The organism is Kocuria sp. CPCC 205297 (assembly GCF_040981035.1).
In the GTDB taxonomy this organism is placed as follows: domain Bacteria; phylum Actinomycetota; class Actinomycetes; order Actinomycetales; family Micrococcaceae; genus Kocuria; species Kocuria marina.
In genome coordinates, this window is record NZ_JAVKPY010000006.1 from 49,508 (window position 1) to 63,576 (window position 14,069).

The window sequence follows — 14,069 nt, forward strand, 5'->3', positions numbered from 1 at the left end:
CCGGAGCAGCCTCCGGGGCGGGCGGGCACGATCGGACGTCGGAGGGGCGAGGCACCATGGCGGGCAGCGGATCATCACTGGCACAGCGACCCACCGAGAAGGACGCGCAGTCGGGTTCCGAGAAGGACGAGCAGACACACAGCATCCTGGCGCGCCTGCCGGTCTCTGAGCGCACGCGTAACGTCCTCGAGTGGTTCCTGGTGGCCTTCGGCATCTACGTCCTGATCACCGCGGTGGGGTTGATCGGTGATGGTTTCAGCGCCGCCACGGGTGGCCGCGCGGAGGAGCTGTTCGGTTTCGCCGAGAACCCCTTCGTGGGTCTGGCCATCGGCATCCTGGCCACCGTGCTCACGCAGTCCTCGTCCACGACCACCTCGATCGTGGTGGGCATGGTCGCGGGTGGCCTGCCGCTGGGCACGGCCATCCCCATCCTGATGGGCGCGAACGTGGGCACGACCGTGACCTCCACGCTGGTCTCCCTGGGTGCGGCCGGTGACCGGGAACAGTTCCGGCGCGGCTTCTCCGCGGCGTCCGTGCACGACATGTACAACCTGCTAGCCCTGGTGATCTTCCTGCCGATCGAAATGATGTTCGGTCTGCTCGAACGCGTCTCCACGTGGTTCGCCGGGGTGACCGCCGGTACGGACGGCGGAGCGGTCTCGTCCGTGTTCGGAACGTTCGGGGACGTGGTCTCCGCGATCACGGATCCCGGCGCGGACCTGATCGGCGGCGCCCTGACGTCCTTCCTTCCCGAGGTCTGGGCGGGGATCGCCATGATCCTCGTGGGCGTCGCGCTGATCCTGCTGGTCATCCGCATGATCTCCCAGCTGCTCAAGCTGCTCCTGGTGGGCCAGGCCGAGAAGATCTTCCACTCCGCGATCGGCCGCGGTCCCGTGTCCGGCGTGCTGGCGGGCCTGTTCATCACGGTCCTGGTGCAGTCGTCCTCCACCACGACGTCGCTCGCGGTGCCGCTCGCGGCCTCCGGCAAGTTCCAGCTGCGCCAGATCTTCCCGTTCACGGTGGGCGCCAACATCGGCACCACGATGACCGCGATCATCGCGGCGTTCGGGTTCTCCGGGATCGAACGCACGGCCGGGATGACCGCGGCCACGGTGCACCTGCTCTACAACGCCTTCGCGATGATCGTGATCATGGGGATCCCCTTCCTGCGTCCGATCCCCGTCAAGGCCGCCGTGTGGATCGGGGACCTGGGGGCCCGCAACAAGCTCTACGTGGTCATGTGGGTGCTCGGCGTGTTCGTGGCCGTCCCGGGCGTGATGATCCTGCTGACCTCCGTCTTCTGACCGCGAACCCCATCGAGCGCCGAGGAGAGCGAACGCATGAACCCCGAACAGTCGTCCACCACGGACGAGCGTGAACTACTGCAACTGATCTCCGACGCCGAGGAACGGGTCGCGCGACTGCGGGAGGAACTCGAGCGGCGTCGTCGCTGGCGGGAGGCGTCCGAGGAGATGGCGGCCCAGCACCGCGAGATCGACCGGCTGGCCGCATTGCTGGAGGAGGCCCGGGTGGACTGGCGCGCGGTGGGCGCGTTCGTGCGCGGTGCGGTGCGCGAACAGCGCGCCGGTCGCCCGTGGGACGAGCGGACCGACGACGTCGCGGACGGCAGCGCCGCGCGCACCGGCCGGGAAGCGGGGGGGAAGTGATGCGCGCGCGTCGACCGTCCGCAGTGGTCGCCTGCGCGGTGGCGGCGGCGTTCGTGGTGACCGCGTGCTCCGAGCAATCCGCGGGATCCGCCGGCGCGGCCGGGGAGCGGGACGCCGTGGTGATCACCGGATCGGCCACGATCGAGCCGATCACCCGGATGGCCGTGCGGGAATCGGGCACGAACGCGCAGATCTCGTCCGAGGGCAGCAACGCCGGGTTCGAGAAGTTCTGCGCGGGTGAATCGGACATCAACAACGCCTCGACCCCCATCCCGGGCCCCGAGGACCCCGTGGACTTCCGCGCGGCGTGCGCGGACAACGGCGTGGAGTACGTGGAACTGCCCATCGCCCTGGACGCGATCGTGCTGATCGCCAACGAGCAGAACGAGGCCGTCCGGGACATCACGATGGCGGAGCTGCGGCGGATCTGGGAACCGGGATCCTCGGTGGACACGTGGTCGGACGTGCGGGACGGCTGGCCGGGCCAGGAGATCGACCTGTTCGGGCGCAGTGGAGGCTCCGGGACGTTCCTCGAGTTCACCCAGAAGGTCAACGGGGAGCCCGGGGCCATCCGCGAGGACTACGAGCACAGCGCGGACCTCGCGCAGGTCGCGCACTGGGCCGCCGAGGCGCCGTACTCCCTGGCCTTCATGGGGGTCGGCAACTACCTGGCCGCGCCCGAGGAGGACCGCAACCGGGTGACCACGCTGCCGGTGGACGGCGTCGCACCGGACCGGGAGTCCGTGGTCTCCGGTCGGTACCCGCTGGGCCGTGAGCTCTACGTCTACGTCTCGCGCGAGGCGCTTGGGAAGAACCCCGCGGTGGAGGAGTACGCGCGCCACCTGCTGGAGCACGGTCAGGAGATCGTGCCGCGCGCGTTCTTCTACCCGCTGTCCGACGACGCTTACGCGCAGGCCCGGGCGCGGCTGGACGAGCGCGTGCTCGGCCCCCGGTAGTTCGTCCGGGCCCGCTCGCCCAGTACGCTGGGAGAAATTCTTCCCAGCGATCGAGGAGAGTCATGGCCATATCCGCAGACGTGGTGGGCAGGACCTACCCGTCCATCCCCCCGTACCTCGTGGGCCGCGAGAAGATCCGCGAGTTCGCGAGCGCCGTCCACGCCACGGACGCCGCCCACCACGACGTCGCCGCGGCGCGCGCTGCCGGGTACGCGGACCTCGTGGCCCCGCCCACGTTCGCGATCATCGTGTCCCAGCGGGCCGACGCCGCCCTGGTCAACGATCCCGAGGCCGGGATCGACTTCTCGCGCGTAGTGCACGCGGACCAGCGGTTCACGCATCACCGCCCCGTGGTCGCCGGGGACGAGCTGACAGCCGCGGTCACGGTGGACAACGTGCGTCCCCTGGGATCCGGGGCCATGGTGACCTCTCGCGTGGAGATCACCACGGTGTCGGGGGAGAAGGTGGCGACCACCGTGTCGTCGTTGTTGGTACGCGGGGAGGACCAGTGAACATCACGTTCGACGAGCTCGAGAAGGGCCAGTTCATCGGGGAGCGCCGCGTGGAGGTCTCGCGCGCGGACCTGGTGCGTTATGCGGGCGCGTCTGGTGACTTCAACCCGATCCACTGGAACCAGGACTTCGCGCAGGGCGTGGGCCTGCCCAACGTGATCGCCCACGGGATGTTCACCATGGGTGCGGCCGTGGCGCTGGTGACCGAGTGGGCCGGCGATCCCGGCGCCGTGGTGGACTACCAGACCCGGTTCAGCAAGCCCGTGGTGGTGCCCAACACGTTCGAGGACCGCGTGGTCCCGAGCACCGCGCTGACCGTGAGCGGGGTGATCGGAGTCGTGGATCCCGAGGCGCGTACGGTGCGCGTGGACCTCACCGTGACCGCTCCGGACCTCTCCGAACCGGACACGGATCCGGCCACGGCCAAGGAACTCAAGGTGCTCGTCAAGGCTCAGGCGGTTGTGAAGTTCCCGCACTAGAGTGGTGCCTCATGAACGCACCACGTCTGTCCCAGCTCACGACCACGGCCGTGGGGGGCCCCGCCGAGAAGGTCGTGGAGGCGACCACGGAAGCGGAACTCGTCGACGCGGTCTCCCACGCCGACGACGCCGGTGAGCGCGTGTTGATCGTGGGCGGCGGCTCCAACATCCTCGCCTCCGATCAGCCGTTCGCGGGAACCGTGGTGCACGTGGCCACGCGCGGGATCACGGTCACGGACGAGGACGGCTCGGCCGACCGCGACTCGGAGACGGCGCTCGTGGACGTCGCCGCGGGAGAGCCGTGGGAGGACACCGTTCGGGAGACGGTGCAGCGCGGGCTGGCCGGTCTGGAGACCCTGGCCGGGATCCCGGGCACCACGGGTGCCACGCCCGTGCAGAACGTGGGCGCGTACGGCGCGGAGGTCTCCCAGTGCATCGTGCGGGTGCGGGTGTGGGACCGGGAAGCCCGGAAGGAGCTCACGTTCGGTTTCGCGGACCTGGAATTCTCCTACCGTGACTCCCTGCTCAAGCGCAGCATGACTCACGGTTCACCGCGCTACGTGGTGTTGTCCGTGACGTTCCGCCTGCGCAGGCAGGAGCAGTCGATGCCCGTGCGCTACGCCCAGTTGGCCGCCGCTCTCGGGGTCGAGACGGGCCAGAGCGCACCGCTCGCGACCGTGAGGGACACCGTGCTGCGACTGCGAGCGAGCAAGGGCATGGTCCTGGACCCCGAGGACAGGGACACGTTCAGCACTGGGTCCTTCTTCACCAATCCGGTGGTCCCGGAGGACGAACTCACGGATCGGATCCCCGCGGACGCCCCCCGCTACCCGGTCCTGGACGCCACGGGACAGGAGGTTCCCGGCGCGGTGAAATTCTCCGCGGCATGGTTGATCGACCACGCCGGTTTCGGCAAGGGCTTCGGACTGCCGGGCACCCGCAACGAGCTGTTGGACCTGGACGGCGGGGAGGTCGCCGGTGGGCGGGCGGCGCTGTCCGGCAAGCACACGCTGGCCATGACGAACCGGGGCACCGCTTCCGGGGAGGACGTCGCCGCCGTCGCGAGCACGGTACAGCGCGGCGTGGAACAGGTCTTCGGCGTACGACTGGCCCCCGAGCCCGTGTTGATCGGGCTGTCGCTCTGACGAGCGCGACCCATGGGACGAACGGAACAGTCGTGATGATCGGGGCGAGCGGCGTCGGCACGGCGCACCGCATGTGCGGGACGCGCGAGCTGAGCTGGGCCGGCAGTGCGCCCCGCACGAACGGGACACGCGGGACAGGTTGCGCCGGCGCGTCGCACCACCTGAGTGGGACGCGCGCATGAGTTCCGAACTGCACGAGGAGATCGAGCGCGGCGAACGCGGGGGCCGGGTGCACCGGGCGGTGCTGCGGCTGCGCGCGTGGTCCGAGCGCCACCCCGTGCTGCGGGTCCTGCACAAGGCCACCGTGATCGTGCTCGGCGGGGTGTTCGTGCTCGCGGGGATCGTGATGCTCGTGACGCCCGGGCCCGGGTGGCTTGCGATCTTCCTGGGGCTGGGGATCTGGAGCACCGAGTTCGAATGGGCCCACCGGCTGAATCAGCGGATCAAGCGGCTCGCGCTGCGTGCGTGGCGATGGTGGGCCAATGTCATGGCGCAGTGGCGCTATCGGCGCGCCCGGGACAAACCCCCCACATTGGTGCAGGGGCCGCGGCACATGCGTGCCACGACCCCTGACGATCCTCGCTAGGCGCGGGAAGCCCCGCCGCACGGACGGATTAACGCGCGCGGATCACAACGCGCGCACCGAAACGCCCGGATCAGGACCCGTTGATCAGAGGGTCCCCGTGGCGATCTTGAGCATGCGCCGCACGGGCTCCGCAGCGCCCCACAGCAACTGGTCACCCACGGTGAACGCGGAGATGTACTGCGGGCCCATGGACATGGTGCGGATGCGGCCCACCGGGATCTGCAGGGACCCGGAGGCGGCCACCGGCGTGAGGTCCCGCATGGAGTCCTCCTTGGTGTTGGGCACCACGGTGGCCCACTCGTTGTCCGCGTCCAGCAGGCGCTCGATCTCCGCGACGGGGACCTCTTCGCGCAGCTTGACGGTCAGCGCCTGGGAGTGGGAGCGCATCGCGGCGATCCGCACGCACAGCCCGTCCACCGGGATGGTCCGGTCCCCGGAGCGGCCCAGGATCTTGTTGGTCTCCGCCTCGGCCTTCCACTCCTCGCGGGACTGCCCGTTGCCCAGATCGGCGTCGATCCACGGGATCAGGGACCCGGAGAGCGGGACCCCGAACTGGGTGGTGTCCAGTTCACCACCGCGCTGCTTGGCGAGCACGGCTCGGTCGATCTCCAGGATTGCGGAGGCGGGATCCGCCAACGGGTCGGCCACGCTCGCGTGGATGTCCCCGAACTGCTGGATGACCTCGCGCATGTGGCGCGCACCGCCACCGGAGGCGGCCTGGTAGGTCATGGACGTGGCCCACTCCACGAGTTCGTTGCGGAACAGTCCGCCCAGGCCCATGAGCATGCACGAGACGGTGCAGTTGCCGCCCACGAAGTCCTTGACGCCGCGGTCCAGGGCGGCGTCGATGACGTCCCGGTTGACGGGGTCCAGCACGATCACGGCGTCGTCGTTCATGCGCAGCGTGGAGGCGGCGTCGATCCAGATGCCGTCCCAGCCGTTCTTGCGCAGCTCACCGTGCACGGCCTTGGTGTAGCCACCCCCCTGGGTCGTGACCAGGATGGGCAACTTGGAGAGCGCCTCGAGGTCGTGGGCGTCCTGCAGCACACCAGGATCCCCGGCGCCCCCGACCGAGGGGGCCGCACCCCCCGCATTGGAGGTGGAGAAGAACACGGGATCGAGCTGGGCGAAATCGTTCTCGGCGCGCAGGCGGTCCATGAGCACGGAGCCCACCATGCCGCGCCATCCGATGAAACCTACGGCGGCGGGTTGTGAAGTCATGCGCCCCAGTCTAACGAGGCACCGTGTTCAGCCCCGAGTCCGCGGGTCCGGGGCGGTGGCCAGCAGCTCCCGGTAGGACGGGAAGCGACGCATGTAGTCCTGGATGTAACTGCACGTGACCCGGACCTTGAGGCCGCGCTGCCGGTAGTCGTCCAGCACGCGCGTGACCAGTGTCCGCGCGTATCCGCGGCGGCCGAAGGCCTCCGAGATGATCGTGTGCTGCAGGTCCACGGTGCCGTCCTCGAGCACCTCCACGCCCAGGAACCCGATGTACTGCTCCCCGTCCCACAATTCGTAACGTGAAGCGTCGTGGTTGGGGACGACCTTCAGGTCTGGGCTGTTGTTGATCTGCGGTGTGGGTTCAGTCGTCACGGCGGGGACCTCCATCTCGAGCTGTGTGTCCCATCACGCTATCCCATCGCCCCTGGTCACGGTCCCGCTCGCGGCACCGCGCGTGTATTCGTCGATCCGGTAACGGACCCCCTTGGCGGACTCGGCCCAGTCCGCGACCTCGCGCCGCGCCCACTCGTCGTCGAGGTGTGGGGCGTGGGTGTCGCCGGTGACGTCCAGCTCGATGGTGGTCACGAGCGCCCGGGTCAGGGGCAGCGGAGCGTACGCGGCGGCCTCGCGCCACACCCCCGGGCCGCCGATCACCCAGATCTCGCGCGCGGTCCCCGGCACGAGGGATGGCCCGTCCGAGGATGCAGCGTCGGTGCGCGACGAGGTCCCGGCGGGCGCGGCGTCATCGGCGCCGGGGGCCGGGGGCAGCAGGCGCAGCGCGAGGGCCACGGCGGCGTCGTACGAGTCCACGGCCCACACCCGTGAACGGTCCGTGGGCACCGAGTCCGGACGGGAGGTGATCACGATGTTAGGCCGCCCCGGCAGGGGCCGGAATCGCTCAGGGAAGGACTGCCACGTGCGCCGACCCATGATCACCGGGTGCCCCACGGTGGTGCGGGAGAAGAACCTCAGGTCCTCGGGCACGTGCCACGGGATGCTGCCGTCCGCCCCGATCACGCCGTCCGGGGACTGCGCCCAGATCCCGCCCACGGCGACGTTGCTCCCGCCGTTCGGGCGCCGCTCACCCTTTGCGGGAGCCACGATCGTGGCGAGTGCGTCCGAGCCTTGCCCGTTCACGACGTCCCCGTTCATACCGCCACCGGGGCCTTGATACCGGGGTGGTGCTGGTAGTCGAGCACCTCGAAGTCCTCGAACTCGTAGTCGAAGATCGACTCCGGACGCCGGCGCAACTGCAACCGGGGGTACGGGTAGGGCCCACGCGCGAGCTGGGTGCGCACCTGCTCCAAATGGTTGGAGTAGATGTGACAGTCACCCCCGGTCCACACGAACTCACCCGGGACCAGATCGCACTGCTGCGCGACCATCACGGTGAGCAGTGCGTAGGACGCGATGTTGAACGGCACGCCCAGGAACAGGTCCGCCGAACGCTGGTACAGCTGGCAGCTCAGGGCGTCCGGACCGTCCTCGCGCGGCTGCACGTAGAACTGGAATAGCGCGTGGCACGGGGGCAGCGCCATCCGGTCCACCTCCGCGGGGTTCCACGCGGTGACCATGTGCCGGCGCGAGTCCGGAGTGGTGCGGATGGACTCGACCACGCGGGCAATCTGGTCGATCGTCTCCCCATGCCCGGCGGGCCAGCTGCGCCACTGCACGCCGTAAACGGGCCCCAGGTCCCCGTTCTCATCCGCCCACTCGTCCCAGATGCTCACCCCGCGCTCCTGCAGCCAGCGCACGTTGGAGGAGCCAGAGAGGAACCACAGCAGTTCGAGCGCCACCGAGCGGAAGTGCACGCGCTTGGTGGTCAGCAGGGGGAAGGAGCCGCCCAGGTCGTAGCGGATCTGGCGTCCGAACACCGACAGCGTCCCCGTGCCGGTGCGGTCCGTCTTGGGGGTCCCGTTCTCGAGCACGTCCCGCAGGAGGTCCTCGTAGGGAGTGGGGATGGGCATGGGTCTCCTCTCACGACGCCGCTGCGGCGGCCTCCGCGCGGCGCGCACCTCACGAACGGTCGGGGCGCGCCCGGGTGGGGACAGCGGCGTCGGCGTGGGCATGAACGCGGGCCGGGGGCCCGGCGGTCGGGGTGGTGTCAGTCGTCGAACGGGGAAATGATCTCGAAGCCCACGGCGCGGGCGCTCTGCGAGGCCCGGGGCATGTGCAGCACGATCATCTGACCGGGGCTCAGGTACGGGTCCGCGTCCGGCAGTTGCGCTGCGAGCGCGGGCGGCAGGTGCTTGGCGAGCACCTTCAACACGGTGGGCAGCACGGGGCGGTGGGTGCACAGCACCACGGGACGCTCGGTGTCGAAGAGCTGCTCGGTGACCTGGGCCGCGCGCTTGGGATGGCGCTTGTGGGCGGCCTCCGTCAGCTGTGAGCGCTCCTTGACCTTGATCCCGTACTTCTTGGCGTAGGGCACCACGGTGGAGATGCAGCGCAACCACGGGGACGTCACCACGCGCTTCGGTTGCCACGCGGCGAGCAACCGGGTCACGGCGAGCGCCTGACGCTTGCCCGTGGCGGCGAGCGGGCGGTCCCCCTCGGCGCGCTGCCAGGAGGAACGCGGCTTGGCCTTGGCGTGGCGGATCACGATCACGGGGCGGGTGGCCAGGGAGGCCCGCGCGTACAGGCGGGCGAGTTCGTCCAGGGGAGCGGTGTCGTCCTCGTTGGTCAGGATCGAGCGGGCCCGGGCCACGGGCAACCAGCTCATCCGGTCCACCTCGTCGTCCTCCGGGGACGCGTGGGCGAAGGGGGAGACCTCCGCGGCCCAGTAGCGCACGAGCTTGTCATGACCGCGGACGGTGTACTCGGTGTCCGCGAGGTGGACCCCCAGGGTGATGTGCAACCCCGTCTCCTCGCGCAGCTCGCGCACGGCCGTCTCCGGCAGCGTCTCGCCGTCGTCCTGCTTGCCCTTGGGCCAGGACCAGTCGTCGTAGCGGGGGCGGTGGATGACCAACACCTGGAGTTCGCCGTCCACCACCCGCCAGCACACACAGCCGGCGGCGAGGATGTCGTACTTACTCAGGGTCTTGTTCTTCGCCATGACCTGCTCTCCGTAGTCGGACGCTCGACTCGACCGCGCGGCGCGGGCGGGGTTCGGTAACGATCGTAGCCGTCTCAGCTGCGGTACATGACGTCCACGTGCCAGCGCTCGAAGCCCAGGGATTCGTACAGCGCCACGGCCGCGGGGTTGTCCGCGTCCACGTACAGCATGACCTCGTCCAGCCCCTGTTCGGCCAGGTGGTTGATGCCCGCCGCGGTCAGGGCGCGGCCGAGTCCGTGGCCCTGGTGGTCCGGGGCGATCCCCACGGCGTAGACCTCACCGATGGCCGCGGCGTCCCCCGAGGACGGGTGCACCTTGGTCCAGTGGAAGCCCGCGACGTCGTCCAGGTCGTCCGCGGCGACCGCGAGCAGGAAACCCCGGGGATCGAACCACGACTCGTTCTCGCGTTCCTGCAGATCGGCGAGCGTCATGCGGCCCTGTTCGGGGTGCTCGGCGAACGCCGCGGCGTTGACCCGCAACCACGACTGCTCGTCCCGGCCCACCTCGAACGCCCGGATCTCGAGATGTTCCGGTAGGTCCACGGGCAGGGGGACGTCCTCGGCACCGGCCACGGCGCGCTTGAGCTGGTAGAGGTCCCGCACGGCCTCGAGGCCGTGGAGCTCGGCGAGGCGTTGCGCGGCCACGTGGTTGCCGTGGGCCCAGGCCTCCACGGTGCCGTCCAGCTGAGCGCGCAGCTGCCCCGCGATCGCCGTGGCCACACCCCGTTTGCGGTGCTCGGGGTCCACCACGAGCTCCACCGTGTACGTGGACGCGCGATCCGGCTGCGGCACGACCACCGCTGCACCCACGAGGCGCTCGCCGTCGGTGGCCGCGACGCACGTGACCCCCGCACGGCCGGAGCGCACGTCCACGAGGGTCTGGTCGGAGAACGGCGGCTCGCCGTCCGCGGCGTGGGCGCGCTCGGCGAGCGCCACGAGATCGTCGGGGAACGGGATGTCGTCGTGGGCGGTCACGGTCACGGACATGGGATGCCTCCTCAGTGGGTTATGGCGCGCGATCAGGGCGTCTGGCTCCCTGCCCGCGGTGTAGCTGTACCCCACGTTACGCACCGTGGTGATCAGGTGCTCGTGATCCGCACCCAGTTTGGCTCGCAGCCGACGGATGTGGACGTCCACCGTGCGCGTCCCGCCGTAGTAGTCGTAGCCCCACACCTCGGAGAGCAACTGGTGGCGCGTGAACACCCTCCCCGCGTGCTGGGCCAGGAACTTCAACAGCTCGAATTCCTTGAACGTGAGGTTCAGGGCCCGCCCGCCCAGTTTCACGGTGTAGGAGTTCTCGTCGATCACCACGGCCCCGGCGCGGATCACGGCGTCGTCGTTCTCGAACGCGTTCGTCCCGGCGTCGGCGAGCGCGAGGCGCAACCGCGCCTCGATCTCGGCGGGTCCCGCCGTGTGCAGCAGGACGTCGCTCACGCACCATGACGGCGCCACGGCCGCCATCCCGCCTTCGGTCACCGTCACGAGCACGGGCAGCGGGCGTTCGAGCCCGGACAGGGAGACGGCCGTGTTGCGCGCCGTCACGAGGTTGCGGGTGCCGTCAACAATCACCACGTCCGGGCGCGCGGACCCGGTCAGTGCACTGCTCTCGTCCGGGGCGTGCACCCGCACCCGGTGCGGCAGCAGCTCGAGCGCGGGCAGTGCGGACTCCACGGCGGGGGAGGCGGTGCTGAGCAGGGCGATGTGGGTCACTGTGGGATCCGCTCGGACGCGAGGTGACCGCTCCCGCGCGGGCACGGCCGATGACCGGGCCAGTATAGGCGGGCCCCGTGGACGTGCGGGGGTACACGTGACCCGCCGCGAGGCCCGCGCCGGTTACCCTGAAACGGGTACGCACCACACCGCCCGCCCTCGGCCCCGAAGGAACCCCGCCATGAAGTACGCGCGCATCATCGTCGCCGCCGTGGTGGCGCTCGTCCTCGCGCTCACGGCGGGCGTGATCGGCTCGTGGGCGCCGCTGCTCGTGTCCGTGGCCATGGCCGTGACGATCGGTGTGGGGTGGCCCGCCGCCGCGGGGATCCAGGCGCGGCGCCGGCACAACGTGCTCATCGCGGTGGCCGGCACCCTCGCGTGCCTGCTCGTACAACTCGTCCCGTCCCAGCGCCTCGTGTGGTTGCCCGCGATCATCGGTGTGTCCTTCATGGCCGTGTGCGTGGCCGAACTCGTGCGGGGGGAGGGTGCCAAGTACCGTCTGGAATCCGCGCTGGCCTCCGCGACGGGGGTCCTGGCCGCGGTTGCCGCCTCGGGGTGGATCGCGTTCTCCCGCGTGGCCCACGACCAGGGACTGAGCAGGTGGCTCACCGTCGCGGGCGTGGGCGCCCCGCTGACCATCATCCTGGTGGTCGCCGGTGCCCGCGTGATCTCCGCGGCCCCCGAGAACCTGCGCCGCAGGGGCATGATCACGCTCGGTGTCACACCCGTGGCACTGTTCGGTATGGTGGCCGTTTTCGCGACCCAGCTACTGGCCGCCGTGGTAGCGTGAAGCCATGCTTGCTCTCGAAATCTTCTACCTCGTTCTGCTCGGCCTCGCGGGCCTGTGCATCCTCGGAATCTCCTTGAAGGTCGTGTTCAGCCTCTTCAAGGGCCAGCTGTAACTCGTGCCCGTCGAGATCCCCACGGACCTGACCCCCGAACTCGTTCCCTTCGCATGGCTGTTGGGCACGTGGGAGGGCAACGGCTTCATGGGATACGGCGCCGCCGAACAGCGTGCCTTCCGGCAACGCGTCACGTTCGAACAGACCGGCTTACCGTTCATGATCTACCGCGCGCAGACCACGCTGCTCAACGAAGAGGGCGAACCCCAGCGCGAGGCCACGTACGAACAAGGGTTCTGGGAGCTCGCCCGTAACCGTGAGGACGGCGACATCGGACCCGGGATGCTCCCGCCGGACCCCGTGCCCGTGCTCAAGTCCGCACAGGACGTCGAGGACCTGCGCAACGCGGACGGCGGCTTCGACATCTCCGTGACGATCGCCCAGCCCGGCGGCGTCGCCGAGCTGTACCTGGGCCAGATCAAGGGCCCGCGCGTGGACCTCAGCACGGACGCCGTGATCCGCGCCCGCGGTGCCAAGGAGTACGTCTCCGGGACCCGGCTCTACGGGCTCGTCAACAACCACCTCATGTGGGCGTGGGACATGGCCGCGCAGGGCCACGAACTCGCGACGCACGCTTCCGCCGAACTGAGCAAGGTCGAACCCCAGAAGTGACTGACACCGCACCCTCATACTCCTCCGTCCTGTTGCACCGCCACGGTGCCGTGACCGCGGAAGCGCTGGACGAGGGGGTCGCGGCGCACTACGGCGCCCCCGTGCACGAACAGCGCGCCCTGGCCCGGGGGAGGGCCGTGGTGGACCAGTCCCAGCGCGGCGTCGTGACCGTGAGTGGCCCCGATCGACTGAGCTGGCTCACCACCTTGTCGTCGCAGGTGCTCACCGGACTGACCCCGGGGGTCAGTACCGAAACCCTCTTCCTGAGCATCCAGGGCCGCGTGGAATTCGCTCCGCACGTGGTCGACGATGGCGGGACCACGTGGTTGATCACCGAGGCCCGGGAGGCCGCAGGGCTCGCCGACTGGCTGACCACCATGCGCTTCGCCCTGCGGGTGGAGATCGAGGACGTCAGTGACCGCTGGGCGGTGCTCGTCGCCACGCGGGACCTTCGTGAGTTGCTTCCCGCCCAGACCAACCCCATGCTGGTGTGGCACGACCCGTGGCCGGGCGTCGGCGCGGGCGGTCACGCCTACGCCGTGACCGAGGACCACCCGGGTGCCGCGCGCTCGTGGTACGAACACCTGATTCCGCTCGCGTCGTTGGAGACCGCGGTCGCGGCTCTCGAGGAACAGGGGTACTCGCTCGCCGGTTCGTGGGCCGCGGAGGCCCTGCGGATCGAGGCCTGGCGGCCGCGCTGGGGCGCGGACACGGACGAGAAGACCATTCCGCACGAACTGGACTGGATGCGCACCGCCGTGCACCTGGCCAAGGGCTGCTACAAGGGCCAGGAGACCGTGGCCCGCGTGCACAACCTGGGCCACCCGCCGCGCCGGCTCACGTTCCTGGACCTGGACGGTTCCCAGCACACGCTCCCGGGCCCCGGGGCCACGGTCGAGCTGAACGGCAAGGTCGTGGGTCGCGTGACCGCGGCCCAGTTGCACCACGAGGCCGGCCCCATCGCGCTCGCCGTGCTCAAACGCTCGGTCGCCCCGGACGCGGTGCTCACCGTGCGGGACACCGTCGTGCAGGGCTCGGAGGAGGCTGCATCGAACGGCAACGGCGCGTCCGACGACGCCGCGGGCGGCACGTCCGCGGACGCACCCGCCGAACAGTGGGCCGCCGCCCAGACCGTGGTGGTCCCCCCGGATGCCGGGTCCGTGGTGGGCCGGGCCCAGGGGCTCATGCGCGGTCCGCGCGGCGGTGGAATGCGGCTCTGACCTAA

Annotated in this window: 16 protein-coding genes and 1 pseudogene; 10 read left to right on the forward strand and 7 right to left on the reverse strand. The window is 70.1% G+C overall.

What is annotated here, in order from left to right; translation table 11 throughout:
- Positions 1 to 56: 56 nt before the first annotated feature.
- From RF650_RS06820 to RF650_RS06850, 7 genes are all read left to right on the forward strand, one after another.
- Complete coding sequence (locus tag RF650_RS06820; RefSeq protein WP_206398554.1) at positions 57 to 1,304, forward strand: Na/Pi symporter; 1,248 nt, start codon at positions 57 to 59, stop codon at positions 1,302 to 1,304.
- 36 nt (positions 1,305 to 1,340) lie between these two features.
- Positions 1,341 to 1,667 (forward strand): hypothetical protein, encoded by a 327-nt coding sequence (locus RF650_RS06825; RefSeq protein ID WP_131332437.1) that lies wholly within the window; start codon positions 1,341 to 1,343, stop codon positions 1,665 to 1,667.
- Positions 1,668 to 1,690: 23 nt separating this feature from the next.
- Positions 1,691 to 2,623: a substrate-binding domain-containing protein gene (locus RF650_RS06830; protein WP_206398553.1), complete on the forward strand. Its 933-nt coding sequence runs from the start codon at positions 1,691 to 1,693 to the stop codon at positions 2,621 to 2,623.
- Between the two features lie 62 nt (positions 2,624 to 2,685).
- Complete coding sequence (locus tag RF650_RS06835) at positions 2,686 to 3,135, forward strand: MaoC family dehydratase N-terminal domain-containing protein (protein ID WP_064845251.1); 450 nt, start codon at positions 2,686 to 2,688, stop codon at positions 3,133 to 3,135.
- The gene (locus RF650_RS06840; protein ID WP_206398552.1) at positions 3,132 to 3,614 is read left to right on the forward strand and encodes a MaoC family dehydratase; all 483 of its coding nucleotides are present in this window, start codon (positions 3,132 to 3,134) and stop codon (positions 3,612 to 3,614) included. The genes RF650_RS06835 and RF650_RS06840 overlap by 4 nt, the downstream gene beginning before the upstream one ends.
- Positions 3,615 to 3,625: 11 nt before the next feature.
- Positions 3,626 to 4,759, forward strand: coding sequence for a UDP-N-acetylmuramate dehydrogenase (locus RF650_RS06845; RefSeq protein WP_368814480.1), 1,134 nt, complete (start codon positions 3,626 to 3,628; stop codon positions 4,757 to 4,759).
- 178 nt (positions 4,760 to 4,937) lie between these two features.
- Complete coding sequence (locus RF650_RS06850; RefSeq protein ID WP_035960049.1) at positions 4,938 to 5,345, forward strand: PGPGW domain-containing protein; 408 nt, start codon at positions 4,938 to 4,940, stop codon at positions 5,343 to 5,345.
- Positions 5,346 to 5,429: 84 nt separating this feature from the next.
- Here the strand turns inward: RF650_RS06850 and asd are convergent, their stop codons facing one another.
- The 7 genes and pseudogenes from asd to RF650_RS06885 form a co-directional block, all read right to left on the reverse strand.
- The gene (gene asd, locus RF650_RS06855; RefSeq protein WP_368814481.1) at positions 5,430 to 6,566 is read right to left on the reverse strand and encodes an aspartate-semialdehyde dehydrogenase; all 1,137 of its coding nucleotides are present in this window, start codon (positions 6,564 to 6,566) and stop codon (positions 5,430 to 5,432) included.
- Between the two features lie 27 nt (positions 6,567 to 6,593).
- Positions 6,594 to 6,938 (reverse strand): GNAT family N-acetyltransferase, encoded by a 345-nt coding sequence (locus RF650_RS06860; protein WP_242670601.1) that lies wholly within the window; start codon positions 6,936 to 6,938, stop codon positions 6,594 to 6,596.
- Positions 6,939 to 6,971: 33 nt separating this feature from the next.
- A complete protein-coding gene (locus RF650_RS06865) occupies positions 6,972 to 7,718 on the reverse strand; it encodes a dihydrofolate reductase (protein WP_368814482.1) in 747 nt (248 codons plus the stop codon).
- On the reverse strand, positions 7,715 to 8,533 hold the full coding sequence (locus tag RF650_RS06870) for a thymidylate synthase (RefSeq protein ID WP_368814483.1): 819 nt from the start codon (positions 8,531 to 8,533) through the stop codon (positions 7,715 to 7,717). The genes RF650_RS06865 and RF650_RS06870 overlap by 4 nt, the downstream gene beginning before the upstream one ends.
- Before the next feature lie 137 nt (positions 8,534 to 8,670).
- Positions 8,671 to 9,621, reverse strand: coding sequence for an NUDIX hydrolase (locus tag RF650_RS06875; RefSeq protein ID WP_098055935.1), 951 nt, complete (start codon positions 9,619 to 9,621; stop codon positions 8,671 to 8,673).
- A gap of 74 nt (positions 9,622 to 9,695) precedes the next feature.
- The gene (gene mshD, locus RF650_RS06880; protein WP_368814563.1) at positions 9,696 to 10,607 is read right to left on the reverse strand and encodes a mycothiol synthase; all 912 of its coding nucleotides are present in this window, start codon (positions 10,605 to 10,607) and stop codon (positions 9,696 to 9,698) included.
- A 66-nt stretch (positions 10,608 to 10,673) separates the two neighbouring features.
- Positions 10,674 to 11,330: pseudogene (locus RF650_RS06885) on the reverse strand (winged-helix domain-containing protein); the annotation flags it as partial.
- Between the two features lie 181 nt (positions 11,331 to 11,511).
- On the opposite strand from RF650_RS06885, the gene RF650_RS06890 reads away from it, so the two are divergent.
- The 3 genes from RF650_RS06890 (at position 11,512) to RF650_RS06900 (ending at position 14,064) form a co-directional block, all read left to right on the forward strand.
- Positions 11,512 to 12,120 (forward strand): hypothetical protein, encoded by a 609-nt coding sequence (locus RF650_RS06890; protein ID WP_035959995.1) that lies wholly within the window; start codon positions 11,512 to 11,514, stop codon positions 12,118 to 12,120.
- 115 nt (positions 12,121 to 12,235) lie between these two features.
- Positions 12,236 to 12,844, forward strand: a complete 609-nt coding sequence (locus tag RF650_RS06895) for an FABP family protein (protein WP_131332447.1) — start codon at positions 12,236 to 12,238, stop codon at positions 12,842 to 12,844.
- The gene (locus tag RF650_RS06900; protein WP_242670602.1) at positions 12,841 to 14,064 is read left to right on the forward strand and encodes a folate-binding protein YgfZ; all 1,224 of its coding nucleotides are present in this window, start codon (positions 12,841 to 12,843) and stop codon (positions 14,062 to 14,064) included. The genes RF650_RS06895 and RF650_RS06900 overlap by 4 nt, the downstream gene beginning before the upstream one ends.
- Positions 14,065 to 14,069: the final 5 nt, after the last annotated feature.

Excerpts from the sequence above, each read along its gene's own strand:
- RF650_RS06820 (WP_206398554.1), top strand. The coding sequence starts at position 57 with ATGGCGGGCAGCGGATCATCACTGGCACAGCGACCCACCGAGAAGGAC.
- RF650_RS06825 (WP_131332437.1), top strand. The coding sequence starts at position 1,341 with ATGAACCCCGAACAGTCGTCCACCACGGACGAGCGTGAACTACTGCAA.
- RF650_RS06835 (WP_064845251.1), top strand. The coding sequence starts at position 2,686 with ATGGCCATATCCGCAGACGTGGTGGGCAGGACCTACCCGTCCATCCCC.
- RF650_RS06845 (WP_368814480.1), top strand. The coding sequence starts at position 3,626 with ATGAACGCACCACGTCTGTCCCAGCTCACGACCACGGCCGTGGGGGGC.
- RF650_RS06850 (WP_035960049.1), top strand. The coding sequence starts at position 4,938 with ATGAGTTCCGAACTGCACGAGGAGATCGAGCGCGGCGAACGCGGGGGC.
- asd (WP_368814481.1), bottom strand. The coding sequence starts at position 6,566 with ATGACTTCACAACCCGCCGCCGTAGGTTTCATCGGATGGCGCGGCATG.
- RF650_RS06865 (WP_368814482.1), bottom strand. The coding sequence starts at position 7,718 with ATGAACGGGGACGTCGTGAACGGGCAAGGCTCGGACGCACTCGCCACG.
- RF650_RS06870 (WP_368814483.1), bottom strand. The coding sequence starts at position 8,533 with ATGCCCATCCCCACTCCCTACGAGGACCTCCTGCGGGACGTGCTCGAG.
- RF650_RS06875 (WP_098055935.1), bottom strand. The coding sequence starts at position 9,621 with ATGGCGAAGAACAAGACCCTGAGTAAGTACGACATCCTCGCCGCCGGC.
- mshD (WP_368814563.1), bottom strand. The coding sequence starts at position 10,607 with ATGTCCGTGACCGTGACCGCCCACGACGACATCCCGTTCCCCGACGAT.
- RF650_RS06890 (WP_035959995.1), top strand. The coding sequence starts at position 11,512 with ATGAAGTACGCGCGCATCATCGTCGCCGCCGTGGTGGCGCTCGTCCTC.